The following is a 24017-nucleotide window of genomic DNA, read 5'->3' as shown; positions in this document are numbered from 1 at the left end:
GTATGCCCGCCAGGGATCGCTATCCGCACCTGCCTAAAGCGGTTGAATACGCCCATATTGGTTGGGATTTTTTTATTCTGACGCTGGTGGTAATAAACCTTGCGCTGCTGTTGTTTGATTCGCTGTTTCTACTTGGCCCTATTAACCAGGGCATTGCCAACCTGGCCCCCGGTTTTCACACTTTCTATGATGAGGTGATTCATAGCCGCTTCATCACCATCGACCTGGTATTTGTCAGCTTTTTTGTCGCCGATGTTTTGCTGGGCTGGTCAATCGCCATTGCCGAGCGGCGCTATCATCGCTGGTTCTTTTACCCCTTCGTGCACTGGTATGACGTGCTGGGCTGCATTCCTCTTTCGGGCTTCCGCCTACTGCGTATTTTACGCGTCGTATCGCTGCTCCACCGCCTCCACCGCCTGGGTCTTATTGATGTTACCCGCTGGGATATCTATCAATTTATGGCCAAGTATTACGATATTTTGCTTGAGGAACTCTCTGACCGCATAGCCCTGCGGCTACTGGGCAATGTGCAGCAGCAGATACGCGCCAGCGATTCTCTCACCGAGCGCGTCATTGAGCGTGTGATCATGCCGCGCAAAGCGCAGCTGATTCATGAGATCGCTCAGCGGCTGGAGAGCACTATCGGCAAAGCCTACCAGCACAACCGTCAATCCATTATGGCGGCGATCAGCGAGTTGGTGAGCCGCACGCTACGTGAAAGCCCCGAAATTCAGCGCCTGAACCGGCTACCCATGGGGCAGCAGGCCACCAGCGCAATGGAAGCCTCGCTCAGCGGTGTTGCTCAGCGGCTAGTCGATGAACTGCTGCTAGGCATTCATTCAGATGAGTTTAGACAACTGGTAGAGCACACCGCCGACAGCGGCTTCGACACTTGGCTGACGGTTGACGAAGGCAGCAACCGGGTCACCGAACAGGTGCTTTACGACATCCTCGAAATGCTCAAAGACCAGGTGCGCCACCAGGGCTGGAAAGACCGCTACGAATAACTCACAAGGTGGCAGGGGCTAATGGACGCTCGGCTAGGCAGGCGGCAATGATACTCAACGCTTGAACGAGTTCACTGCGATCCGCTGCGGCGCCAATACAGAGGCGAATGGCTTGGGGCGCTGGCGTGCTGCCCACACAAAAGGGCTCTGCGCTGCTTACCTTAACGCCCCGCTGTAGTAGCCGATCACACAGTTCTCCGGCCCGGCTTCCCTCCGGCAGCGTCAACCAAACATTACTGCTGTGAGATCGCCCGCTGAGGGTAAACCCTTGCAGCCATTCGGCAGCCAGCCGCTGACGCTCCACCAGCTCCTGGGTCTGCCAGGTAAGTAGCTTTTCAGCCGCAGCCTGGCTAACCCAGTGGCAGACCACGTCGACCATTAGCGGCGGCACCATCCAACTCTGGGCGCGTAGGCCTGTCGCTAGCCGCTCGTGTAAGCTTTTTGGCGCGCGCAGCACGCCTATCCGCAGCCCACCCGCGAGTACTTTAGCGGTACTAAATACAAACAGCGTGCGTTCCGGCGCAAGTTTATAAAGCGGCGTGCCACGCTGCTCTGCGGGCAGATACTGCACGCCATCTTCAATCAGCCAGATATCGTAGCGTCTCGCCAGCGCCACCAACCGTTCGCGTCGTGATTCACTTAAACATACACCGGTGGGGTTGTTCTGCTCGGGGGTCAGGTATATGGCCCGAGGCGGCTGCCGGGCACACTGCGCCTCAAGCAGATCCATACGCATCCCTCCACCGTCTTGACCAATCCCCACCAGCTTTAAATGGCCCTGCTGCGCTGCGCTGATGGCACCGGGATAGGTCAAGGCATCGGCGGCCAGCAGATCGCCTGGCCGAAGCAAGGTGCTGAGCGCCAGACTAATGCCGTGCTGGCCACCCTGGGTGATGAGCAGTTCATCGGCCATTAGTGGCATACCTAGGGTATTTAACCAGCGAGCGAGGACTTCACGATGCTCATGGCGCCCCTGGGCCCCTTGATAGGTAACGCCACGTGCCAATGCTGCCCCGGATTGGCTTAAAGCATACAGCGCTTCGCTCAATAGCGACTGTCGCAGCGGATTAGGAGGCGGCAGGCTAAGGCTTAAATCGATCACACCGGCCGTTTCGTCAGCGGGGAATGTCAGGCTAAAAGCACTGTTTTGGGTTTGGCTCTTTACGTAGGTGCCGCTACCCACTCGTGCCGACACCCAGCCATTACGCTCCGCTTCAGCGTACCCCCGGGTAACTGTGCCAATGGTCACACCCAAGGCATCTGCCAAACGGCGCTGGGGCGGTAAACGCTCCCCAGGCCGAAGCTCACCTGCCTGGATAGCGGCTTCAATGGCACTGGCAATAGCGCGGTAACGTGAACCAGAAAACGCAGCTAGCGAAGGCATCCACATTGTCATGGTGACAATAAAACCTTTGACGTCAATTTAATCCCCATTATGCTAGCAAAACCCACACTAAAACAATCTCTCACTCCATATTGTATGGATACAATCAAATGAACAGCGAATGGTTAATCCTCGGCCCGGCCGCACTCTATATGATGTCGATGACCCTTACGCCGGGCCCGAACAACGTTATGCTCACCGCTTCTGGCGCCAACTTCGGCTTTAAGCGCACAATGCCGCACATGTGGGGAATTTTAGGTGGCTGCTTTTTGCTGTTCGCGGGGATAGCGCTCGGTTTGGGGGTGCTGTTCGAACGCTACCCGGCGATTCAAACCGTACTGCGCTGGGTCGGCAGCGCCTACTTGCTCTATTTGGCATGGAAAATCGCCAGCGCCCCGCCGCCCAATCTTAAGGCGCAGACCCATAGCGTTCCCTTTACCTTTTGGCAGGCAGCGGCGTTTCAGTTCGCCAATCCAAAAGCTTGGGTAATGGGACTAGCGTTGATGGCAGGTTTTCTACCCGAAAGCGGCCAACCGGTATTTAATGCGCTGCTACTGGCTGGTTTTGCAGAAGTGGTAGCCCTGCCCTGCATTGCCTTATGGGCTGCCTTTGGCACGGCCATTGGGCAGTGGATCAAAAGCGACGGCGCATGGCGGGCGTTCAATATTACTATGGGCGTGTTGACCGCCGCCTGCGTCGTGCTGATTTTGGGATGATAAAACGTCAACAGACCCTAGCCGCAGCGCAGATCTTCAACCATATCCTGATCGTCAAGATACACATTCAAACGGTCCGGGCGGTGATCCATGGTGGCCATATCACCAGGGCGGAGTACGCGCACTTGTCGCGTGCCACTGTCGCTTTGTAACTGCGCAACGTTCGCATCATCGAAGGGCTCACCGACAGCCGACTGGATAGCGTCTAGATCACAGGTGGCGGCTTGCTCATCACTGGCGCCACTCGAGCCTACCGTTGGCGGCGGTGGCGCAGCGTCTACGTCATCGTTGGCAGGAGAAATTGGCATTTGCGAGTTAACACAGGCCGTCAACAACAGCGCACAGGCGCTAACAGCGGCAAACTTGACCAAAGACGTACAGGGTTTCATCCTTGAATCTCCAAAAAATAGGTTATGAGAGTACTCTTTAAAACTCCACGGGCTAAGCGTTAGCCTAGCCCGTGGGATATTGCTTACATTAAAACGCAGTCTTGCCTATTTATTCAGCTGCATCTTGAACGGCTTTACCACCTTCTTGCACATCCTGGCCAGCGCCAGCGATGGTATTGCAACCCGTTAGCACACCCGCCGTCATCAGTAGCATAAAGCTCATGGCCAATAATTTTTTCATTTTCCGTTCTCCTTAACGAGTCATTCAACATCGGGAAACTCCACTGGCAACGTAATTTGCCACTTGGGAGTTTTTTCAGGGTAACAGCGTTTTGGCAATTGCGCTCATTTTCCCTACTTCACTTCGCGGCGACTATACTAGCCATTACCAAAACCACTGTCTGGAGCCGAACATTTGATCAATTTCGAGCTAGATGAACGTCTTGCCGCCGATACCTTCCCCATCGCAGACTTACCGCTAAGCCGCGCGCTACTAATGAATGATGCGCGCTACCCTTGGGTGATCCTGGTGCCGCGCCACGCTTCTATTAGCGAAGTATTCGAGCTTTCTGCCGACGACCAGCAGCAGCTGTGGCGTGAAGCCACTCAGCTAGGCGACGCAATGAAAACAGCACTGGGGGGAGACAAAGTCAATATTGCTTCGCTAGGCAATGTGGTTAGCCAACTGCATGTCCATGTGGTGCTTAGACACCACGGCGATGCCACCTGGCCTGCCCCGGTATGGGGCAATGGCTCACCCGAACCCTACGACCTGGATGGCCAGGCGCAGTTACGGGATCAGCTGCTAGCACTTATCCATGGCCTCAATGTATAGCCTACCGCTACCCCGTTAATGGGTGACCTTGCCGAGCAGGCGGCTCGTTGAGCAGGGGCCCACTGGCTGGCTGGGTAACACCCGCAATGCTAAGGGAGGTGCCCAACACCACGATCAACGCACCGCCGGCTAAGGCTACCCAGCCGGTGGCTTTTTGCACGCCACGCTGGCTGTGCTGCTGCTTGGATAAGCGTCGCTGTGCCCATCCGCGGGCAAAAATGCTCGCCAGCGCAAGCGCGGAGACCGTTATCCCAGTGCCAATCGACATGGCCACGACCGATGCCACGCCCACCTCGAACTGCCCCAGCAAGCTGGCTGCTCCTACCATCAGCACGGCACCGCTACAGGGGCGCATACCGATGGCGCCGACCGTCATCACCGCTGTCCGCCAATCCAACGCCTGCTGCGGTTCAATATGGTGCGCACCACCGCAGCAGTGACTGTGGTCATGATCGTGGCTGTGTGCGTGGTCTTGATGCTGTTCTTCGCCCGAGCCGTGGGAGTGGATAATTCGCTCTGGCTGGTAGGCTCGCCGCAGTTGCTTTACGGCTCGCCAACATAGCCACGCCCCTAAGGCCGCCACCAGCAAAAAACTGGCCTGCTCCACCCAGACAACGCTGCCCATGGCTTGCCGAGTCACCCAGCCCAAACCATACACCAACACCACGACTAGCACGATGGCGGTCACCCCTTGCAATAAGGAGGCGGCAAACGACAGCCCCAGGGCACGCTTGACCGCACCGCCATGGGTGGCTAGGTAAGTCGCCAATACGGCTTTGCCGTGCCCCGGTCCGGCGGCATGAAAAATACCGTAAGCGAAGCTAAGACCCAGCAGGCTCACCCATGTCATTAGGGTAGGGGTACGTGACAATTCGGTGATTGCCAGCGTTAGCGAACGGTGGAGATCGCGCTGCCACCCCAGTAGCTGATAGCTCACGCTCTGAAATCCGCCTTGCCAAGCGATGATAAGCACGACTGCAACGAACAGCAGACCCAGCATTAACCCTAGGTGTCGTTTAAAGGGCCGTGTTAATGACATCTTACCGCTCCACCGCAAAATTGTTACAAAGTAACACAAGCACAGTTATAGTCGATAGTTTGAGCATGACCAGCACGCTTTAAATAACGCCTAGCGGCAATCAACTTGGCCAGTTTCAGCAAAATAGCGCCCTAAGCCTGGCTCACCGCTCTCATCCTTATCGAGCAGCGCCGCTTGCATTACCATTTCAGGGTCTGGATCAGCAGGGAGGATAGACAACTCGCAGGCAGGCTCACCGTGGAGTATCAGCGCATCATCCTGGGGTTGGCCATCCTCCTCCTCGTGTACCACCTCGATATAGTAAGTGGGGTCAAACACTTGGTAACTAAGCAGAGCGTCTGTCAGCGGCTGAGGTGTCTCCAGCGGCAGGATAAACATAAAGACGAGTCTCCCATCGCGCTCCATGGCGGTATATTCGCTTACCTCGCCTAACGCCTGTCGCTCACCGTTAATCTTCACTTCGGTTAAATAGTGCTCCGCGGCGAGATTATCGCGAATCTCTCTGCCAAGCTGATCCAGGCCCTCCTCCAAACTGGCGTTTTCCACCTGTTGCAGCTCTTCAAAAACCACCAGACTGTAGAAAGGATCCATCCGCCAGGTTTGATGCAGGCCACTGACCACGCCCTGATCATCGGTGATGACCCGTACACTCAAGTCAATCCAGCCATGAGGATGGGCACGGGCATTAGGGCTGACCACAAAGCTACTCATGGCCAAGCAAACGGCAACGGCGCTCCCGGCCCACTTCATGGCGCAACCCCCAATTTATGCTGCAAGGCGACAAGCCAAGGGTCGAGCAACCGGGGCGGCAGTGGCTGGCTGCCTCTAAGTGCCGATACGCGCACGCGACTGCCACTCGCCTCTTCGCTCACCTGCAGTTGCAAACGATACTCCGGCCAGCGGGCAAGCGATGCTTCCGCTCGCCCCAACGACAGATCCGCATGGCGCACCACATACCCCTGCTCCACCATCAGCTCGACCGCATCGCGAAACGTCTCTTCTGGAGAGGTAGCATAAACCAGTTCACGGGGCTCTAAAGGCGTCGTCGTCGCGCAGCCAGCCAACCCTCCCAATAGCCCCACTAAGAACCAGTAGCGAATTTTCATAACGGCCTCCCGGTCGCAGGTAGGGTTTGCGCAAAGCGGGTTTGAAAACGCTGACAGAAATCGTCATTGCTGGCACTGTAGGATTCGCGCAAGTCGCCCCAGTGATCGAAGCGGCGAATATCACGGGATATACGAATATGCGCGTCGTCCACCAGTAGCGACACACGTTCGACCTCCACCGGCTGTTGGCCTACACCACCGCCAAAACCACCCCCTATACCGAACCCTACCCCGGAACCCCGGCCTACGCCCAAACCACCAAATAGGCGCATCCCATGCCCATAGCCGAAGGCATCATCGTAAGGGTCGTAATAACCGTGTAGCGGACGTTCGCGGCTGGCGCTGATCAACCCCAAGGTGGTATCGGTAGAGTTCAGGGTAAAGCCCCACTCGGTAAGCACATCAACGCTGGCTTCCAGCGCCTGCTGTTGAGCTGCGGGGAAGTAGCACGAAGCTGCAGGCGCGGGTTCTGCTTGAGGCAGGCGATCAGGCACTACCTGGCAACCTGCAAGTGCAAGCAGACAGGTTAAGCTTATGGGTATCGACTTCATGTTAGATCCTTTAACGGACGAGGCCGCTGGTTCTGCGCAGGCTAGCGCGCTAAGCTCCCAAAGGTGATCATACTTAACTGATACTGTAATGAAGACACCGTTTTGAAGACACTATTTTGCGGAGATCGTGCTAATGAATGTGTTGCTTTGCCCCGACAGCTTCAAAGATGCGCTCAGCGCCCAAGACGCCGCTGCCGCCATGGCGCGGGGTGTACAGCGTGCCGCACCTCAGACGCACGTTCAGATTTGCCCGTTGGCTGACGGCGGCGAAGGCAGCTTGGATGCTCTGATCGCCGCCACCAGCGCCGAGCGTCGCCAGCTAAAGGTTCACGATGCCCTGGGGCGACCTCGCCAAGCAGCCTGGGGCTGGCTGAGCGACCAGCGTACCGCGTTTATTGAGCTGGCAGAAGCCAGTGGTTTACAGCACCTTGAGGCCAATGAGCGCACTGCGCTGCACACCTCCACATTCGGGGTGGGCGAATTGCTGCTGGCGGCACTGGATCAGGGTGCTGAGAAAGCACTGCTACTGCTTGGTGGCAGCGCAACCAATGACGGCGGTGCGGGCATGCTCCAGGCGCTGGGCGCCCGCTTCTTAGATCAAAACGGGGAACCGCTGCCCCCTGGCGGCGCGGCGCTTAACCGACTAGCTCGCTTAGAACTCGAAGGGCTAGACCCGCGGTTAGCCAAGCTCAGCCTGGAAGCCGCCGTTGATGTGGATAACCCACTGCTGGGCGAGCGGGGCGCCAGCGCGGTATTTGGCCCACAAAAAGGCGCATCCCCTGAGGAAGTAGAGCAGTTGGATCGTGCGCTTGGCCACTTCGCTGATATCAGCGCCCATGTCTTAGGTGATGATTACCGCACCCTACCGGGCGCAGGCGCCGCAGGGGGCATGGGGTTTGCAGCCAAGGCCTTTCTGAATGCCACCCTGAAGCCCGGTATTGAGATGATTATGCAGCAGGCCGATATGAGTACACTCTTGGCCAATGCCGATTTGGTGATCACCGGTGAAGGGCGTCTGGATGGCCAAAGCTTGTCTGGCAAAACCCCGATTGGCGTCTCCCGTGCCGCCCAACGCCTCCACAAACCCGTTATTGTGCTGGCGGGCAGCCTGGGCGATGGCTGGCAGGCCTGCTTTGACGAGGGTGTCACGGCAGCGTTTGCGCTGGCCGATGGCCCCATGTCCTTAACCGATGCCCTACCGCGCACCGCTGAACTGCTGGAAGCGCGCTGTGAAAGTCTATTGCGGCTGTGGGTGCACAGCCCTTGAAACAAGCCCTTGAAAAAAGCCTACGCCGCCAGCATCTAACAAAGTAGTTAAAGGGTAGCGGCAACGATGTAATGTCATAGCGCTGATGTATAAATGCTGATGCCGAAACGCTATGGCAGCGATGCAAAAAACTTGTTTTGCAGCGCCGCAAAGCCACCCTATTCTGGAAGCATGAATTCACCGCCGCCTACCGTAAACAAACACGGTGGCATCAATACTGCGGCATAAATGAGGAAGCAGGATATGACGGATACCAATAGCATTGGCCTACACGAAGGCAGCGCTAGTCAGCTCGCCGAAAAGCTCAACCACCTGCTGGCCAACTACCAAATTTTCTACATGAACGTGCGCGGCTACCACTGGAATGTTCGTGGTAACGATTTTTTCGAGCTGCACGCCAAGTTTGAAGAGTTCTACACCGACCTGCTGACCAAAGTAGACGAGGTTGCCGAACGTATCCTGACCCTGGGTCACAAGCCGGTACACGCTTACAGTGACTACGTGAAACTCTCAAGTATTCAGGAAGATAAAGACGTTCATGACGGCACTACCTGTGTCAAAGGTGTGCTCAAAGGGTACCAAACGATCATTGAGCTGCAGCGTGAACTACTGTCGCTCGCCTCTGACGCCGACGATGAAGGCACCGCCGCACAAGCCGGTGACTATATCCGTGAACAGGAAAAAACCATCTGGATGCTCAACGCCTACTTGAGTAAATAGGCGTTTAAAAAGTTTTTAGCCATCCTGACGTCAAACGGCACCCATTTTGGGTGCCGTTTTCGTTGCGCTTATCGATTGAAAACGCGGATTAACGTTGCGTCGCGAGATCCTCGATCAACGCCCGCAGCAGCGTCCAGAACTCTTCCACTGAGGCTAACTCCACCCGCTCATCCGGCGAGTGGGCGCCGCGAATCAGCGGCCCAAAAGAGATCATATCCAAATGCGGGTATTTGCTACCAAGAATGCCGCACTCAAGCCCGGCGTGGATCACCTTCACCTCCGGCTCGCGTCCCAGCAGCGCCGCATGGCGGGCATTAAAGGTCGCCAATAGCTCGCCATTTGGATTCGGCGCCCAGCCTGGGTAACCGTTCTCGACTTTGACCCGTGCGCCAATCAATCCAAACAGTGCTTGAAAGCGATCCGCCATAGCGACCACCGCGCTGTCGTGCAGCGAACGAACCAGCGCGCAGAGGTGCAGCCGCCCATTCTCCAGGCTTAGCACGCCCAGGTTATTGGAGGTTTCTACCACACCGGGGACATCGGCGCTCATCCGCTCGACCCCACAGGGGGCAGCATGGAGTGCTGCCAGCAGCATAACGCTGGCGTCCAAGGTTAGCGGCTCTGCTTCGGGTGCCTCGGTTAGGCGTTGAACGCTGATGCTAAGACCACTATCACCACTGCCCAGCTCTCTTAGTAGAATCGTTTCCAGCCCCGCAATAGCCACCATGGCGGCGTCGACTTCATCGGCAGGCAGCGCTACCTGGGCAAAGGCTTCCCGAGGGATGGCATTACGCAAGGTGCCGCCGTGGTAGCTAATCAAACGCGCGTCAAACGCTTCCAAGGAGCGCAAAACTCGAACCAATAAACGGTTGGCGTTCCCCAATGGTTTATGGATATCCGCGCCGGAGTGGCCACCCTTCAGGCCGGTCAAGGCGATCTCGATCACTTGCTCGTGATCGGAAGTGGCGGCGCTGGGCAACTGGGCATCCACTTCAACGTCGGCACCGCCCGCGCAGCCAATATAGACCTGCCCCCGATCTTCGCTGTCCAGGTTGAGCAGCAGCGAGCCTTCCAGCCAGCTCTCCGCCAAGTTCAGCGCACCGCCCATGGAGGTCTCTTCCTCCAGGGTGAAGAGTGCTTCCAGCGGCCCGTGGCGTAAATCAGGGTCTTCCAGCACGGCAAGAATGGCCGCCACGCCCAGACCGTTATCTGCGCCCAGGGTAGTGCCATCGGCGTGTAGCCAGCCGTCAGCCACATAAGTGCTGATGGGATCGCGGGTAAAATCGTGGGCGTGACCGCTATTGGCCTGGGCGACCATATCCAGGTGGCCCTGGAGTACCACCCCCGGGGCCTGTTCACAGCCCGGGGATGCCGGTTTACGTAGGCGTAAATTACCGAAGCTATCGCGGTCATGGGCGAGGCCTTGGGCATCGGCCCAGCTTTCGAGGATAGCGACGAGTGCCGCCTCATGCCCAGAGGGGCGCGGCGTGTTACATAGCGTTCGAAAGTGGCGCCAAACCAATGAGGGCTCAAGCGCGTCAAGATGTGCGTTCATAAGGACTCTTCGTTATCGGTAACCAGCCTACTTTACCTCAATGAGGCTGTTGGCAGCGAGGCGTAGGGCTTTCAAGGCATCGTTGTGGGCATCCGCCAGGGAACTATTTTGAAACGCCCAGGCGGCTAACCGTTGATGCGCCTGCTGCTGGGGCTCGGTTAAAGTGCGGCGGCTGGCTTGCCGGGCCAAGGCTTGCAGCGCCGGACGGGCAAGGACGGGATCACGATGGGCGGTTGCTACGTCCTTGATATCCTGCCACTCACGGTCACTCAGCGGCGTGTTCGGCAATTGACCGAGCAGCAGTGCCAGCACGGCCGCAGGCAACGCTTTAAGCTCAAAGGCAAGCAGAACTGGCAGTGCCGCCTGAAAGCGCTCACTAAGGTCAGCCAGCACCGTCTCGCCTTCTGCATTCAGCGCTTTCGCCACCATAACAGCGAACTCACCGGTGGAGGTCTCCCGGCTAATCCCCAGGCGTACCGGCCTAAATCCCAACGCCAGCCAAAAGCTTAGCAGCGACGCCTCTGCCCCGAAGGTCGCGCCATAGAGCGCAACCCCCTGCTGCCTGGCGGCAGCCATATCATCGTGCAGCAGCGCTTGCCCCAAGCCTTGGCGACGTCGCTCGGGGTGGGTCGCGATACGCACCACTCGCCGCCAGCGGGCTGTTAGCGCTTCTCGACTGCCCGCATGGGTCGCCAGCGACTGGGCCAGCAGATGCCCCTGTGGACGGCGTTCACCACGGGCGACCTGCTCGGCAAGGGCGGCCTCAAAGCCGCCCTCTTCGCGAGTTACCAATACCGCTTGAGGCTCGCCCGCCTGCGCCATTAGGCGCAATTGAGTGCCTGGGCCGTCAAGCAGTTGGCGCAGGTCATTGGGAGAGGTGCGGTAGTGGGACTGCACCAGCAGTCCAAACAGTTTCTCCAAGAGGGCATCTTGTTGGGCAAGCCAGGCGCGATCAATCACCTTGGTTGCCACGACGCTGCCCTCCGTCTGAACGCTGGGCAGCGGCGCTTTTAACAACAGCAGTTGATTGACCAGGGCTTCCAAGGGGTCGCCGCTGCGCCAGCGAATGGGCGCGTTAAGCGTTAGCGCTTTCCATTGAGGCGTCAGGCGGTCAAGGGTCGCGCGAAAGCGCAAGGCAAACCCTCTTCCCGAGCCCTCATAGCCATGCACCGTGGTGGCAAAAGCAATACGCGGAAAGGCGGCGAGCCACTGCCCCAGCAGCGCTGCGGGAATCGCCGCTGCCTCATCGACCATTAGATAGCTGCCGTCACCACCCTGCTGCTGAGCGTTAATCTGCTCGGTAAGCAGATCCGGGGGTAAAAAAACCAGCTCACTGCCCTGGGCCAACACAAAGTGGCCTGGCGCAACGCGACCGCCGTCCGGGCAAAGCGTTGCTACCCGTTCGAACACGCTCGCAACCGCACTCAACCGTGGCGCGGTAAGCACTACTCGTTGGGCTTTATTGGTTAGCAACCGAGCGCAGGCGATACCCAGCGCCGCGCTTTTGCCCCGCCCACGATCCGCGGTGATGACCAGCGGGCGGCGGCGCTTTAAGCCAACCAGTTGCCGCACTGCGTAGGCCTGATCGGAGGTCAGGCAGTCGCTATCAGCCGTTCCAGTGTCGTCTACGATGGGCGAAGGCAGGTGAGGCAGATGCAGCGACTGATCAATGCGCCAGCGCACTACCTGAGACGAGCCCTGCAACTGACGCGCCAAGCGTGCTAAGTAGTGGCAACTCAGATCTGGCCAGCGCCAGGGATGATCGGCAAAACGCGCGTAGTCTGGATCCGGCGTCGCTCCCCAAGGCTGTGGAGTAAGTAGTACCAGTAAACCACCGGCGGTGAGCGTTCCCGCCAGCGCCCCTAGCGCTTCGGGATCAAATCCGCTGCCGTGGGTGTCGAGCACTACCAACTGATGCTCTGCGCCCAGTCGCGTGCGCGCCTTGCTAGGCGAAAGATGCCCATCTCCCACCCACAGCGGTGCATGCCAGGAGTGGGCTTGCCATAAAGCCTGTCCAAGCGTTCGGCACTGCTGGGCATCGCCGCTCAGCCACACTAGCTGGCGCCAGCGGCGGCGAGCTAAACGCTGCGCATGATGAACAAGCGCCGCCACCCTTCGTGCTTGCTGCTTATTCTCTGGTACTTGGCTATTTAACAACTGACCTCCTTCTCCAGCACGACTGCTTCCCATTACGTTACCCTTTTAAGTGTGTCAGTGTGCCGCTGAGCGCCTGATTGTGAGCCTTACCCTTACAACTTTGGTTGCACAATTTAACTCCTTTCAACGTTTTCGACTTACTTAGCCACTCTTTTTGGCGCTCAAAAAAACAGGTAACCACATGTTTTAATTAAATTTGCAAAGAATGCGTATAAAACCCCACAGACAACATCTCTTACATTACTGATATTGCACCGCAGCGGGGTGGATGTGCTAATTTAGCCCTGAAGCGCTAAAACCCTTGTTTACGTAAACGTAACTTAGTAGCGCTGCACTTTCCTGACTCCAGGTAACCAACACTAATAACGCCACACGCCAAACCAGGAAATACATCATGAAAAAAATGACCAAATTCGCTCTCACCGGCCTCACTGCCGGCATTGCCTTCGCGGCCTTATCAACCACCGCCCAAGCACAAGAACAGTGGACAATGACCACCACCTGGCCGGAAAACCTTGACCTGATCAAGATTGACCAGCACTGGGTGGAACTGGTCAATAAACTCGCCGGCGAAGAGCTACAAATCAATTTCCGCGCAGGCGGCACGCTAATGCCCGGCACCGAAGTGTTTGACGCCACGGAAACGGGCAGCATTGAAGCCGCGGGCGACTGGCCTGGCTATTGGGCAGGATTGAATCCCGCCTTCTCGCCACTGGCGACCACCACCAGCCTGTTTAATGGCGTTGACTACCTCAACTGGATTCAGCAGTGGGGCGGCCGCGAGCTGTATGAAGAGATTTATGGCCAGTTCAACATGGTTTATCTCCCCTACGGCATTACCAACAATGAATCGGGCTTTATGGGCCGTACCCCGATCGAGAGCATTGCCGATTTAGACGGCAAGCGTCTACGTCTTTCGGGCCGCGACCAGGGTCGCGTACTCGAAGAACTGGGCGGCTCGCAGGTCACCCTGGCAGGTGGTGAAGTCTACCAAGCCATTGAACGCGGCGTTATCGATGCTGGTGAGTTCTCCACCCCAGGCGTTGATTTTAATGCTGGTTTTGCCGAAGTGGCTGACTACTGGGCAACACCCGGCTGGCACCAGTCGGCCAGCGTATTTGGTGTAATGATCAATAAAGACGCCTGGGATGCGCTCTCCGAAGAGACCCAAGAGACCCTGCGTATCGCCGCGGACGCCACTATGGCATGGTCATTAGCCTGGTCAGAGCGCCAGTCTACCGAAGCCACCCAGAAGTTCCTTGACGCGGGGGTAACGATCAACCAGTTCTCTGAAGAGGATTTGGCACGCATTCAGGAGGTCACCAACGAGGTTATTCTGCGCGGCGCTTGCGAAGACCCTGACCACGCCAAGGTCTACCAATCGATGATTGCCTATCTTGAGCATTATGCGACTTGGCGCGATGTGTCCGCTCCCTACAACATGAGCCGCGTGATGGATAACCTGCCCTCATTGGAAGAGATCGAAGCCTGCCTGTAAGGCGCTTCTCTGCCGCCTCGGTTTCCGGGGCGGTTTTTTGTGCTGACCGCGGAGATCTTCCATGAATGCGATTGCCAAGGCGATCGATGCCATCAATGAAGCCTTTGGGCGCATCATCGCTCCATTGATTGCCATCATTACCCTGATTGTTCTTTTCGATATTGCGTCACGTTTTCTGTTTGGCCGCCCCAGCGACTGGGCTTTTGACGTCACCAAAATGCTGTTTGGCGCCCACTTCATGCTGATGGCGGCCTATGGGCTAAAACATCACGCCCACGTAGAAGTCGACGTGCTGAAACGCCTGTTATCGCGCAGGAAGCAAGCCGTGCTTGACTTACTCGGCTATCTCATTTTCTTTGTGCCCTTTATTTGGATGCTGATCACTCTGGGCTGGAGCTTCTTTGAACGCGCGTGGAGCCGCGGTGAAACCACCTATGGCATGGTCTCGATCCCGGTCTACCCGATTAAAGGGGTGATTGTGGTCGCTGCTATTCTGATCTTGCTACAGGCAATTGCCATTGTGCTGCGTGCCATCATGCAGCTTCGCGAGGAGACATCAGCATGAACCTAAGTCCTGAATTACTCACGCTGGTGATGTTTGGTGGCCTGATGATCGGGCTGTTTATGGGCCACCCGCTGGCGTTTGTGCTCGGCGGCGTAGCAGTTATTGGCGCCTTTCTTGGCCCCGGTGAGCGCATTCTCGGCACCCTGATCAACAATATTTTCGGTAACGCCATGGATAACTATGTACTGGTGGCGATACCGCTATTCATCTTGATGGCCCGGTTCTTAAACGACTCCGGCGTTACCGAAAAGATGTTTGACGCCATGCGCTTGCTACTGGCGAACTTGCGCGGGGGCCTGGCGCTTACCGTGGTTATCGTCTCGGTACTACTGGCTGCTACCACCGGTATTGTCGGTGCCTCGATTGCGGTGATGGGTATGATTGCCTTGGTGCCGATGCTCAAGTATGGCTACAACAAAGAGCTTAGCGCAGGCGTGATTATGGCCAGCGGCTGTTTGGGTATCTTGATTCCGCCCAGCATTATGCTGATTCTCATGGCCAGCTACTCACCGGTCTCCGTGGGCGCCCTGTTTGCTGGCGCGCTGATTCCCGGTTTGCTGCTCGGGGTCATGTATGCGCTTTATGTGTTGATCATCTGCTATATCAAACCCAGCTACGGCCCCAAAGTACCGCCAGAAGAGCGCGCTGAAGTCAGCACTAAACAGCTGCTGATTATGTTGGCCAAGTATGTGCTCCCGCCCATGTCGCTGATTCTAGGCGTGCTGGGTGCGCTATTTACCGGCGTCGCCACGGCCACCGAAGCCTCGGCTATCGGCGTATTTATCGCCTTCATTCTGTTTTTGATTTTCGGCGACCGCAAAGTCTCCACTTGCTTCTGGACAATGATCGAAGCGGGTAAAACCACCACCATGGTCATGCTCGTGCTGGTGGGGGCGACCGCCTTTACTGGCGTGTTCTCCCGTGGTGGTGGTATGACCGTGATCAGCGAATTGGTGCTGGCCATGCCCGGCGGCACTATAGGGGCGTTGATTCTTATGCTGTTCCTGGTGTTTATCCTGGGTATGTTCCTGGATTGGACCGGCATTGTGCTGCTGAGTTTCCCCATCATGCTGCCTATCGTCGAAACCATGGGCGTCGATATGCTGTGGTTCGTGGTGATGGTGGCGGTGGTACTGCAAACATCGTTCCTGACCCCACCCTTTGGCTACGCGCTGTTCTACTTAAAAGGCGTCGCACCGCCTGGGGTCGAAATCGTCCACCTCTACAAAGCGGTTGTGCCCTTCGTCGCGCTGATTCTACTCGCGTGTACGCTGATGGCGTTATTCCCGTGGCTGATCACCGGCCTGCCGAGCATGATGCTGGGTTACTAGGCCTTTTCCCCATCGGCTTAATGCTCCCCACCTCCTACCATTAATAGCCCGCCTTGGCGGGCTTACTTTTGCACGGCCGGCGAGCCTGCAAGGCTGCAGTAGTGCGGCGCCAGTGCTACTATTCACACCCGGTATTATTTCGCATCAAGTTTCGCACCAAGCGTGCAGCGCTACTTTCCGGCTTTCCCTACTGCTTCCGTCAACGCAAGGAGTGTTTGCTTGTTCAGATCCGGCTATCGCGGGCTATTTGCCTTCTCCTCTTCGCTTAGCCGTCGTGCTACCCCCTGGTCGATTGCCTTGATCGCGGTAGCGTTCGTGGTGGCGCTGCCCGTGCTGGTGGTATTTGCGCATATCGCGATGCCCACCGATGGCGTTTGGCAACACTTGGCCAGCACCGTACTGGGCCGCTATTTGAACAACACCTTCTGGCTTGTGGTGACCGTAGGACTCGGCACACTTCTCATCGGTACCGGAACGGCCTGGCTCGTGGTGATGTGCCGCTTTCCCGGTAAACGGCTATTCGAGTGGGCGCTACTGCTGCCCTTAGCCGTACCCACCTACGTTATCGCCTACGCTTACACCGACTTTCTCCAATTTGCCGGGCCGTTACAAAGCCTGCTACGCGAGACGTTTGGCTGGGGGTATGGCGACTACTACTTTCCTAACATTCGCTCCCTGGGTGGCGCAGCAACGGTAATTACCCTGGTGCTCTACCCTTATGTCTATCTGCTGGCCCGCGCCTCGTTTTTAGAGCAGTCGGTCTGCGTGCTGGATGTGGGCCGCACGCTAGGGCGGGGCCCCTGGAAACTGTTTGCCAGCGTCGCCGTGCCGCTGGCACGCCCGGCGCTGGTGGGTGGGGTATCGCTGGTATTGATGGAGACGCTTAACGAGTTCGGTGCCGTTCAGTTCTTCGGCGTTGATACCTTTACCACCGGTATCTACCGCACCTGGTTTGGCATGGGCGAGCAGGTGGCGGCAGCGCAGTTGGCGGCGTGCCTGCTCACCTTTGTGATTGTGTTAGTGCTGCTGGAACGCTGGTCGCGGGGTAAGCGGCGCTATTTCCACACCACCAATCGCTATCAGCAGTTGCCCGAGTACGTATTGCACGGCTGGCGCGCTGCAGCGGCGACGCTGGCTTGTCTGGTGCCGGTGCTGGTGGGCTTTTTACTGCCCAGCGGCATTCTGCTCAATTTAGCCCTCCAGGGGGGCGATTCGCTATGGGGCTCGCGCTTTATCGGCTACGCCTGGAACAGCCTGGGGCTGGCAACCATGGCCGCGCTGATCGCCGTGGGCTTGGCGGTGGTGCTGAGTTACGGCGTACGCATGCACGATACGACGTTTGCGCGGGTGGCTTCCCGAGTCGCCTCTATGGGCTACGCGATCCCGGGTTCGGTGGTCGCGGTGGGTATTTTAATCCCGTTTGCCTGGTTGGATAACGCCCTTAACACCTGGCTCAATAATCACTATGGTTACATCGTTGGTCTGGTCTTCAGTGGGTCGGCGTTTATTCTGCTATACGCCTATGTGGTGCGCTTTTTAGCCGTTTCTTTCAACGCGGTGGAGGCCAGTCTGGGCAAAGTTACACCCAGTATGGATGCCGCTTCGCGCACTCTGGGCCAGACCGCGGGCGGCACGCTGCGCCATATTCACACACCGATGATGCGCAGCAGCCTACTGGCGGCGGGGATTTTAGTCTTCGTTGACGTCATGAAGGAACTGCCCGCGACGATTATTCTGCGCCCCTTCAACTTCGACACCCTGGCCGTGCGGGCACATAACCTGGCCTCTGACGAACGGCTGGCCGAAGCCTCCACCTCGTCGCTGGCCATTGTGGTGGTGGGCATTTTACCGGTTATTCTGCTCAGCATGGCCATGCGCCGCTCACGACCTGGCGCTCACTCCTGATTAAGGTTAAGCCGTGAGCGGGAACACAAAGACTTGTGAAAGGTCGAGGTGAATATCCACCGGCTGGCCTTCTGCAGGTAGAAACACCCCCGGTACGCGCGCGTGTAGGTGCGCCTCGAGGCCGTTTTCGCCATGGGCACATAGGTGTAGCAGGCTGGTACGCCCCAGCAGTTTCGCCATTACCACATGGCTGTGGCCGTGCTCACCCGCAGGTAGATCTCGCTCGACAATTCGCAGCGCCTCGGGGCGGATCATGATTTGCGCATCGCTACCCTCCGCTAATCCCGGGGCAGGCACCCGCCCAACAGGCGTGTTCACAGCGCCATTATGCACTTTGCCCTGTAGCTCATTGACGTCGCCAAAAAAGGTCACCACAAAGGGGTCTTGAGGTGCGCAGTAAAGCTCGCGGGGGGTTCCTGTTTGTACGATTCGCCCATCGCGCATCAACGCGATGCGATCGGCCATAAACATGGCTTCTTCGGGGTCGTGGGTTACCAGCAGCGTCGCCGCACCGACCTTTTTGAGCACGTGGAGGGTATCATCGCGGATGCGGTCGCGTAGCCGCGCATCCAGGCTTGAGAACGGCTCATCCAACAGCATTAAACGCGGCGATGGCGCCAGCGCCCGCGCCAGTGCCACTCGTTGCTGCTGCCCACCGGAGAGCATATGCGGGTAAACATCCATATACGCGGCCATACCCAGCTGTTCAAGCAACTGTGCTGCCCGCTCCCGACGTTCCCGAGCGGCTAGATGTTTAAGTCCAAAGATGACGTTTTCCAACACGGTGAGATGGGGGAAAAGCGCCGAGTCTTGGAATGCCAGCCCAACATTACGCTTCTCCGGCGGCACATGGCGGTGGCCCTGCCCGGCTATATAGATATCTTCCAAGGAGACGCTGCCCTCTTGCAGCACTTCCAGGCCCGCGGCGATTCGCAGCAGCGTTGTTTTACCGCACCCCGAGGGGCCCAGTAGGCACACCACCTCGCCTGGAGCAACGCTTAAATCCACGCCTTTTACTACCGTATGGCCATCATAGGCATGCCGCACATTGTGCAGCGTTAACGCTGATGAGCCAGGCACCGCCGAGGTGACTTTCAGGGTTGCCGTCATAAATACCCCTCTACAGCTGGGCCAACCACACGACAAACGTCTAAACGCGGATTGGGTACATTTGAAAGTTGTTTGCATTCTATTTTTTATTGCCGAGTTATGCACGCATCTGATTTCCTCTACCAATGTTTTACTATTAGAGTCTTGACGCATAGCATACGAAACGCTTCAATAACAATGTTAATAATGCAACTTATTATCATTTAATAAATAAGGATGTACTAAATGAAAACCATACGCTTTGTTGCTCCGATGGCAGCGATGATGGTGGGTGCTACGTTTGCAGGTCAGGCTTTGGCAGACGAGCTCAACCTTTATTCTGCTCGTCACTACGACTCTGATGAGCGCCTATATGACGCTTTCACCGAAGAGACCGGCATCGAAGTCAACATCCTTGAAGGCGACTCAGACCAGTTGATCGAGCGTATTCAGCGTGAGGGCGTGGCGAGTCCGGCTGATGTCATGATGACCGTCGACGCAGGCCGTCTATGGCGTGCGGAAGATGAAGGCATTTTCCAAAACGTCGAGTCTGACGTCCTTAACGAACGCCTGCCCGAATCCATGCGCCACCCAGATGGCCAGTGGTTTGGCTTTAGTCAGCGCGCCCGGGTTATTTTCTACAACCGCGAAAACTTCGACCCAAGCCAGATTACCAGCTACGAAGATCTTGCCGATCCGCAGTTTGAAGGCAAGGTGTGCATTCGCTCTTCCAACAACATTTACAACCAGTCGCTGCTCGCTTCTATGATTGAGCACCACGGCGAAGAGGGTGCCGAAGAGTGGGCCCAGGGCGTGGTTAACAACATGGCACGGGATCCGGAAGGCGGCGATACCGACCAGATTCTTGGCGTTGCCAGCGGCGAGTGTGACATCGCCGTGGCCAATCACTACTACTATGTTCGCCTGCTGAAGTCTGATGACGACGCCGAGCGCGAAGCCGCCCGCAAAGTGGGTATCATTTTCCCCAACCAGGATGACCGCGGCACTCACGTGAACGTTGGCGGCGCCGGTGTGGTGGAAGGTGCGCCTAACCGCGAAAACGCCATTCGCTTCCTAGAGTACCTCTCTTCCGACACTGCTCAGGAAATTTTCGCCTCCGGCAACAATGAGTTCCCGGTAGTTGAAGGCATCAAGAAGGATCCGGTGCTGGAATCCTGGGGCAACTTCAAAACGGATGACGTGAACATCAGCGTGCTGGGTGAAAACAACCCTGAAGCTATCCGCATTTTTGATCGCGTCGGCTGGCGTTAAGCCTCTGCCCACTTTAAGGGCAAGTAGTTACAACTGCTATCAACGCCCGCAGCTAGCGCTGCGGGTGTTTTGCGTTATAGCGCGGCTACGCTTGCTGGCACTGGCGGAGAACTGTGGAGACGGCCATCTTCCTGCATATAAAGGCTACGCATCTGAGTGGCAGGCAATTCCAGGGGAACATGGCTGACAATAACCACTATCCCCTCCTCAGCACGGCGCACAAGGCTTGCGACCACATGACGCCGAGTCATCGCGTCCAGTCCGGCCAACGGTTCATCAAGCAGTAGCATGGGCCGTCGTGCCAGCAGCACGCGCGCCAGGGCAATACGTCGCGCCTGCCCACCGGAAACGGCGGCGCCATACTCACCTAAGGGTGTCGCTAACCCCTTGGGCAACCCTCGCGCCCAGCTGCCCAGCGCCAAATCATCGAGCACGCTCCATAGCGCGCCATCACTGGCATGTCGATCTCCAAGGCGCAGGTTCTCCGCCAGGCTCATATCAAACACATCCCACTGCTGGGGTAGATAACCGACGATATTGTTCATCGACCACTGCTCAATGGGACGGCCATTAACACAATACTCCCCCGAAAGCGGCAGCAACTCACCGGCCAATACCTGCAACAGGGTCGACTTCCCACCCCCCGAGGGGCCATGCACACAGAGTATCTCGCCACTCTTCAACGCCAGGTTGATCCCCTCCGGCCCCACCAGCGCGCCGGGCTGACGCGCCGTTAATTGACTGACATTTAGCTGCCAGGTGAGCGGCGAGGTTTGTGACTTATCAATGGCGGTTTGCGTCTTTGGCGCCGCTTCCGCCAAGGCATTGAGACGATCCCGGGCGGCAAGGCTCGCCCCCAGGGCCAGAAAACTACTGGTCAGCGGTGCCAGAATCTCCCCCAATGCCAGGATTGCCAGCACCGCAGCTAACAGCATCGGCAGCGTCAAATGGCTCGCTAATAAGCTTTCTGCCTGCCAGAGCACGCCAACGATGCTCATTCCCAGCGCCACCTGCTGCAACGCCGTGGTCAGGCTGGCAAGCAGTAATTGGCGTTCCTGATGCGCCAGGTAGGCGGCATCACGATGCTTCACTCGTTGCGCCATCTCCGCCCACCGCCCCCACAGCACCAGTGAGGTAATCGCCGCCAAAGGTTCGATTAGCGCCACCCGGCGGCGCTCGGCAAACTCGGCACTCCGGCGGGCCTGACCAATACCGCGCCATAACGCCAACAGCGGCAACCCCAGCCAAGCCACCAGTAACCCCGGCATCGCGGCCCACAACAGAGGAGCACTTAGCCAGTAAAGGCCTGCCATAACGACCATCACCATTAGCCCGGCCCAGCCCCAGGGCAACAATGCTCGCAAGACCACCTGATCAAGCTGGTCGATATCGCTGACCAGGCGATGCATGGTGCTGGCCGTACCGTGGTGCGATGAACGGGAAGTCGCCTGCAACGGCTTTTGCCCTAATGCCATAAACAGGCGGCAACGCAGGTCTTTGAGCAGCCCCAGGGCGGCATCATGGGAGGTCAGGCGCTCACCATAGCGCCCGGCCGTGCGAACGATGGCACACAGCCGAATCAGCGCTGCAGGGCGAAAATAGTCGAAACCGAAGGCGGTCGCCGTCATCGTACCGGCAACTGCAGCCGCGGTAATAAACCAACCCGAGATAGCCAACAAGCCAATCACAGCCAGCAGTGTAGCGGCGCCTAGCAAGAACGCCAGCGACCAGCCGCCACGCCGAAGCAGCAGCAAATCACGCAGCCGGATGGTGGCAGGCTGTTCCGCAGAAGGTGTCTTGTTTAGCCGCAGCATGCCATGGCCTCTTTTGATGTCAGCTCTATTGCGCGGTCGACCCACTCCAACCCCGCCGACTCGTGACTGACGATGATCACACTACGCCCACGGCTAAGCTTTCCGATCAATGTATTGAGTTGCCAAGCGGCATCTGGATCGAGATGCGCCGTGGGCTCATCGAACAGCCATAGCGCAGCATCGCGAAGTAGCAACTGCGCCAATCCCAAACGTTGTAGCTGGCCACCGGAGAGCCCCTGTCCGCGCTCGCCCAACTGCGTGGCAAGCCCATTTCCGCGCTGTATAATCGGCCAGAGCCCGACCAGGGTCAGAACCTCAACAAGCTCTTCATCTGTTTTATCCGGGCCCGCCAGGCGTAGGTTTTCCCCAACGCTGCCAGACTGTATCGGCGGTTGCTGACTCAGGTAGCCAAGCTGGCCTTGCCAAGCGATGCGAGACCACTGGGAAAGCTCGCGACCATTCGCCTGCAGGTTGCCCTGGTAGGCGGTAAATCCCAGCAGGGCTTGCAACAGGCTCGATTTGCCCACCCCGCTTTCCCCCTGCACTAGCAGCCGTTCGCCCGCGGCCAGCGTCAGGTTAAGAGGGGCCAGACGCAGGCGCCCGCCCTCACCGCTAACACTCAGCTCGCGACACTCAACAGCAAGAGACTTACCGCTAACCACTGCAGGGGAGAGCGGCGCCCCTTGGGGTTGCCAAGTGTCAGCCTCCAGCAGCAGCGTCAACGCCTGCATCGCGCCCAGCGCTTCGGCACGGGCATGATAATCGCTGCCCAATTGGCGCAGCGGCGCATAGAACTCGGGCGCCAGCAGCAAAATAAACAGCGCCCCCTGATACGGCACCGGCACTTCTGCTTTCGCCCAGGGCAACAGGCCAAGTAGCCCCAAGCCAAGGTAGAGCGCCACCAGGGCAATCGCCAAGGCAGCAAAAAACTCCAGCACCGCGCTGGATAGAAAGGCGAGCCTTAGCACCCGCATGGTGCGCCCACGGTAGGCGTCACTCGCCTCTGCCACCTTGGCCTGGGCCTGGTCGATCGCCCCCAGGCGCTGCAGCGTTGCCATGCCCCGCACCAGGTCGAGAAAGCGGCCGCCCATGCGCGCCAGGGCGGTGAACTGCTGCTGGCTGGCCCCCGCAGCAGCACGCCCCACCAGTATCATAAACAGTGGTACCAAGGGCGCGGTGATTAGCATCAACCCCGCTGCCAGCGGGCTATGCAACGCCACCACCGCGGCTATCAGGCAAGGCACTAACACCGCCAGCAAGCTCTGTACCCGATAGCGGCTAATGTAGCCGTCCAGCGCATCCACCTGCTCCAGAACCTGGGTGGCCAAGGCGCCATCACTGCCAAACTGACGTCTAACCGGCCCAAGGTGGCCAAGCTGCGTTAATAACTGGCTGCGTAAGGCGTCACGGGCACGCAGGCTGGCCTGACGAGACAGCCATTCCCGGCCAGCGTGGAGAAAGGGACGTAGCACGATGCAAATGACCAGCCCTGCTAGCCAAACCGTCGGATGGCCCGACGACTCCCTACCCTGCCAAAGCAGTAACCAATGGTGGAAAAGCTTGGCCAATAGCCAACTCTGGGCAATCAGCAGCACCACGCCGATCAATGCCAGCAGCGTGGCACCCCGCAACCACCAGCGTTGCGGGGCTAGGCATCGCTTCAGTCGCTGCCCTGGGTCAGTGGCTTCAGTCGCTCCGCTCATGCTCGGTTTCGCCTTCATAGCCATTCACTTCAAGCCACATGGCGTTAAGAATACTGACGGCAGCCGCCAGCGTGACACCCAAAATCCAGGCGAAATACCACATACGATCCCCTC

Annotated in this window: 23 protein-coding genes; 10 read left to right on the top strand and 13 right to left on the bottom strand. The window is 57.8% G+C overall.

Annotation, left to right across the window (positions count from 1 at the left end; translation table 11 throughout):
• Positions 1–2 precede the first annotated feature (2 nt).
• Positions 3–1007 (top strand): hypothetical protein, encoded by a 1005-nt coding sequence (locus JI62_RS06230; RefSeq protein WP_088699335.1) that lies wholly within the window; start codon positions 3–5, stop codon positions 1005–1007.
• Position 1008: 1 nt separating this feature from the next.
• Here JI62_RS06230 and JI62_RS06225 read toward each other — a convergent pair whose 3' ends face one another.
• Positions 1009–2403: a PLP-dependent aminotransferase family protein gene (locus JI62_RS06225; RefSeq protein ID WP_088699334.1), complete on the bottom strand. Its 1395-nt coding sequence runs from the start codon at positions 2401–2403 to the stop codon at positions 1009–1011.
• Positions 2404–2501: 98 nt separating this feature from the next.
• Between JI62_RS06225 and JI62_RS06220 the strand changes: the two genes are divergently transcribed.
• Complete coding sequence (locus tag JI62_RS06220) at positions 2502–3107, top strand: LysE family translocator (protein ID WP_088699333.1); 606 nt, start codon at positions 2502–2504, stop codon at positions 3105–3107.
• Positions 3108–3124: 17 nt separating this feature from the next.
• Here JI62_RS06220 and JI62_RS06215 read toward each other — a convergent pair whose 3' ends face one another.
• Positions 3125–3496, bottom strand: a complete 372-nt coding sequence (locus tag JI62_RS06215) for an I78 family peptidase inhibitor (protein WP_088699332.1) — start codon at positions 3494–3496, stop codon at positions 3125–3127.
• 109 nt (positions 3497–3605) lie between these two features.
• Positions 3606–3737, bottom strand: coding sequence for an entericidin A/B family lipoprotein (locus tag JI62_RS06210; protein ID WP_088699331.1), 132 nt, complete (start codon positions 3735–3737; stop codon positions 3606–3608).
• 174 nt (positions 3738–3911) lie between these two features.
• Here JI62_RS06210 and JI62_RS06205 point away from each other — a divergent pair, with 174 nt between their 5' ends.
• Entirely contained in the window at positions 3912–4331 is a 420-nt protein-coding gene (locus tag JI62_RS06205) for an HIT domain-containing protein (protein WP_088699330.1), read from the top strand.
• A 7-nt stretch (positions 4332–4338) separates the two neighbouring features.
• Here JI62_RS06205 and JI62_RS06200 read toward each other — a convergent pair whose 3' ends face one another.
• The 4 genes from JI62_RS06200 to JI62_RS06185 form a co-directional block, all read right to left on the bottom strand.
• Entirely contained in the window at positions 4339–5370 is a 1032-nt protein-coding gene (locus JI62_RS06200) for a nickel/cobalt transporter (protein WP_088699329.1), read from the bottom strand.
• 90 nt (positions 5371–5460) lie between these two features.
• Complete coding sequence (locus tag JI62_RS06195; RefSeq protein ID WP_088699328.1) at positions 5461–6120, bottom strand: DUF1007 family protein; 660 nt, start codon at positions 6118–6120, stop codon at positions 5461–5463.
• A complete protein-coding gene (locus tag JI62_RS06190) occupies positions 6117–6476 on the bottom strand; it encodes a hypothetical protein (protein WP_088699327.1) in 360 nt (119 codons plus the stop codon). The genes JI62_RS06195 and JI62_RS06190 overlap by 4 nt, the downstream gene beginning before the upstream one ends.
• Positions 6473–7027 (bottom strand): hypothetical protein, encoded by a 555-nt coding sequence (locus JI62_RS06185; RefSeq protein ID WP_088699326.1) that lies wholly within the window; start codon positions 7025–7027, stop codon positions 6473–6475. Before JI62_RS06185 ends, JI62_RS06190 begins: the two co-directional genes overlap by 4 nt.
• 133 nt (positions 7028–7160) lie before the next feature.
• Between JI62_RS06185 and JI62_RS06180 the strand changes: the two genes are divergently transcribed.
• Together JI62_RS06180 and JI62_RS06175 are read left to right on the top strand one after the other, a co-directional pair.
• Complete coding sequence (locus JI62_RS06180) at positions 7161–8294, top strand: glycerate kinase (RefSeq protein WP_088699325.1); 1134 nt, start codon at positions 7161–7163, stop codon at positions 8292–8294.
• Positions 8295–8537: 243 nt separating this feature from the next.
• Entirely contained in the window at positions 8538–9014 is a 477-nt protein-coding gene (locus JI62_RS06175) for a Dps family protein (protein ID WP_088699324.1), read from the top strand.
• 88 nt (positions 9015–9102) lie between these two features.
• On the opposite strand, the gene JI62_RS06170 is transcribed toward JI62_RS06175, so the two are convergent.
• Positions 9103–10569: an aminoacyl-histidine dipeptidase gene (locus JI62_RS06170; protein WP_088699323.1), complete on the bottom strand. Its 1467-nt coding sequence runs from the start codon at positions 10567–10569 to the stop codon at positions 9103–9105.
• A gap of 27 nt (positions 10570–10596) precedes the next feature.
• Positions 10597–12759, bottom strand: coding sequence for a tRNA(Met) cytidine acetyltransferase TmcA (locus JI62_RS06165; RefSeq protein WP_088699322.1), 2163 nt, complete (start codon positions 12757–12759; stop codon positions 10597–10599).
• A gap of 361 nt (positions 12760–13120) precedes the next feature.
• On the opposite strand from JI62_RS06165, the gene dctP reads away from it, so the two are divergent.
• The 4 genes from dctP (at position 13121) to JI62_RS06145 (ending at position 18025) form a co-directional block, all read left to right on the top strand.
• Complete coding sequence (gene dctP / locus JI62_RS06160; protein ID WP_088699321.1) at positions 13121–14224, top strand: TRAP transporter substrate-binding protein DctP; 1104 nt, start codon at positions 13121–13123, stop codon at positions 14222–14224.
• 61 nt (positions 14225–14285) lie between these two features.
• On the top strand, positions 14286–14789 hold the full coding sequence (locus tag JI62_RS06155) for a TRAP transporter small permease subunit (protein WP_088699320.1): 504 nt from the start codon (positions 14286–14288) through the stop codon (positions 14787–14789).
• On the top strand, positions 14786–16120 hold the full coding sequence (locus JI62_RS06150; RefSeq protein WP_088699319.1) for a TRAP transporter large permease: 1335 nt from the start codon (positions 14786–14788) through the stop codon (positions 16118–16120). Before JI62_RS06155 ends, JI62_RS06150 begins: the two co-directional genes overlap by 4 nt.
• A 219-nt stretch (positions 16121–16339) precedes the next feature.
• Entirely contained in the window at positions 16340–18025 is a 1686-nt protein-coding gene (locus tag JI62_RS06145) for an ABC transporter permease (protein ID WP_088699318.1), read from the top strand.
• A gap of 6 nt (positions 18026–18031) precedes the next feature.
• Here the strand turns inward: JI62_RS06145 and JI62_RS06140 are convergent, their stop codons facing one another.
• A complete protein-coding gene (locus tag JI62_RS06140) occupies positions 18032–19135 on the bottom strand; it encodes an ABC transporter ATP-binding protein (protein WP_088699317.1) in 1104 nt (367 codons plus the stop codon).
• A 225-nt stretch (positions 19136–19360) separates the two neighbouring features.
• Here JI62_RS06140 and JI62_RS06135 point away from each other — a divergent pair, with 225 nt between their 5' ends.
• Complete coding sequence (locus JI62_RS06135; RefSeq protein ID WP_088699316.1) at positions 19361–20386, top strand: Fe(3+) ABC transporter substrate-binding protein; 1026 nt, start codon at positions 19361–19363, stop codon at positions 20384–20386.
• 74 nt (positions 20387–20460) lie between these two features.
• Here the strand turns inward: JI62_RS06135 and cydC are convergent, their stop codons facing one another.
• The 3 genes from cydC to cydX are packed head-to-tail and all read right to left on the bottom strand — an operon-like array spanning position 20461 to position 24006.
• Positions 20461–22200: a thiol reductant ABC exporter subunit CydC gene (gene cydC / locus JI62_RS06130; RefSeq protein WP_088699315.1), complete on the bottom strand. Its 1740-nt coding sequence runs from the start codon at positions 22198–22200 to the stop codon at positions 20461–20463.
• A complete protein-coding gene (cydD, locus tag JI62_RS06125) occupies positions 22188–23903 on the bottom strand; it encodes a thiol reductant ABC exporter subunit CydD (RefSeq protein ID WP_240513155.1) in 1716 nt (571 codons plus the stop codon). Before cydD ends, cydC begins: the two co-directional genes overlap by 13 nt.
• Positions 23887–24006: a cytochrome bd-I oxidase subunit CydX gene (cydX, locus tag JI62_RS06120; protein ID WP_088699313.1), complete on the bottom strand. Its 120-nt coding sequence runs from the start codon at positions 24004–24006 to the stop codon at positions 23887–23889. The genes cydD and cydX overlap by 17 nt, the downstream gene beginning before the upstream one ends.
• Between the last annotated feature and the right edge of the window lie 11 nt (positions 24007–24017).

It is taken from the genome of Halomonas campaniensis (assembly GCF_002211105.1).
Taxonomy (GTDB): Bacteria; Pseudomonadota; Gammaproteobacteria; order Pseudomonadales; family Halomonadaceae; genus Vreelandella; species Vreelandella campaniensis_A.
This window is presented reverse-complemented; position numbering and strand designations above follow the sequence as displayed.

What these genes read in the sequence shown, in the direction of transcription:
- JI62_RS06230 (WP_088699335.1), top strand. Translation starts at nt 3, where the DNA reads ATGCCCGCCAGGGATCGCTATCCGCACCTGCCTAAAGCGGTTGAATAC.
- JI62_RS06200 (WP_088699329.1), bottom strand. Translation starts at nt 5,370, where the DNA reads ATGTCATTAACACGGCCCTTTAAACGACACCTAGGGTTAATGCTGGGT.
- JI62_RS06165 (WP_088699322.1), bottom strand. Translation starts at nt 12,759, where the DNA reads ATGGGAAGCAGTCGTGCTGGAGAAGGAGGTCAGTTGTTAAATAGCCAA.
- JI62_RS06150 (WP_088699319.1), top strand. Translation starts at nt 14,786, where the DNA reads ATGAACCTAAGTCCTGAATTACTCACGCTGGTGATGTTTGGTGGCCTG.
- JI62_RS06155 (WP_088699320.1), top strand. Translation starts at nt 14,286, where the DNA reads ATGAATGCGATTGCCAAGGCGATCGATGCCATCAATGAAGCCTTTGGG.
- JI62_RS06140 (WP_088699317.1), bottom strand. Translation starts at nt 19,135, where the DNA reads ATGACGGCAACCCTGAAAGTCACCTCGGCGGTGCCTGGCTCATCAGCG.
- JI62_RS06215 (WP_088699332.1), bottom strand. Translation starts at nt 3,496, where the DNA reads ATGAAACCCTGTACGTCTTTGGTCAAGTTTGCCGCTGTTAGCGCCTGT.
- JI62_RS06135 (WP_088699316.1), top strand. Translation starts at nt 19,361, where the DNA reads ATGAAAACCATACGCTTTGTTGCTCCGATGGCAGCGATGATGGTGGGT.
- JI62_RS06185 (WP_088699326.1), bottom strand. Translation starts at nt 7,027, where the DNA reads ATGAAGTCGATACCCATAAGCTTAACCTGTCTGCTTGCACTTGCAGGT.
- JI62_RS06190 (WP_088699327.1), bottom strand. Translation starts at nt 6,476, where the DNA reads ATGAAAATTCGCTACTGGTTCTTAGTGGGGCTATTGGGAGGGTTGGCT.
- JI62_RS06225 (WP_088699334.1), bottom strand. Translation starts at nt 2,403, where the DNA reads ATGACAATGTGGATGCCTTCGCTAGCTGCGTTTTCTGGTTCACGTTAC.
- JI62_RS06175 (WP_088699324.1), top strand. Translation starts at nt 8,538, where the DNA reads ATGACGGATACCAATAGCATTGGCCTACACGAAGGCAGCGCTAGTCAG.
- cydC (WP_088699315.1), bottom strand. Translation starts at nt 22,200, where the DNA reads ATGCTGCGGCTAAACAAGACACCTTCTGCGGAACAGCCTGCCACCATC.
- dctP (WP_088699321.1), top strand. Translation starts at nt 13,121, where the DNA reads ATGAAAAAAATGACCAAATTCGCTCTCACCGGCCTCACTGCCGGCATT.
- cydX (WP_088699313.1), bottom strand. Translation starts at nt 24,006, where the DNA reads ATGTGGTATTTCGCCTGGATTTTGGGTGTCACGCTGGCGGCTGCCGTC.
- JI62_RS06195 (WP_088699328.1), bottom strand. Translation starts at nt 6,120, where the DNA reads ATGAAGTGGGCCGGGAGCGCCGTTGCCGTTTGCTTGGCCATGAGTAGC.
- JI62_RS06210 (WP_088699331.1), bottom strand. Translation starts at nt 3,737, where the DNA reads ATGAAAAAATTATTGGCCATGAGCTTTATGCTACTGATGACGGCGGGT.
- JI62_RS06220 (WP_088699333.1), top strand. Translation starts at nt 2,502, where the DNA reads ATGAACAGCGAATGGTTAATCCTCGGCCCGGCCGCACTCTATATGATG.
- cydD (WP_240513155.1), bottom strand. Translation starts at nt 23,903, where the DNA reads ATGAGCGGAGCGACTGAAGCCACTGACCCAGGGCAGCGACTGAAGCGA.
- JI62_RS06170 (WP_088699323.1), bottom strand. Translation starts at nt 10,569, where the DNA reads ATGAACGCACATCTTGACGCGCTTGAGCCCTCATTGGTTTGGCGCCAC.
- JI62_RS06180 (WP_088699325.1), top strand. Translation starts at nt 7,161, where the DNA reads ATGAATGTGTTGCTTTGCCCCGACAGCTTCAAAGATGCGCTCAGCGCC.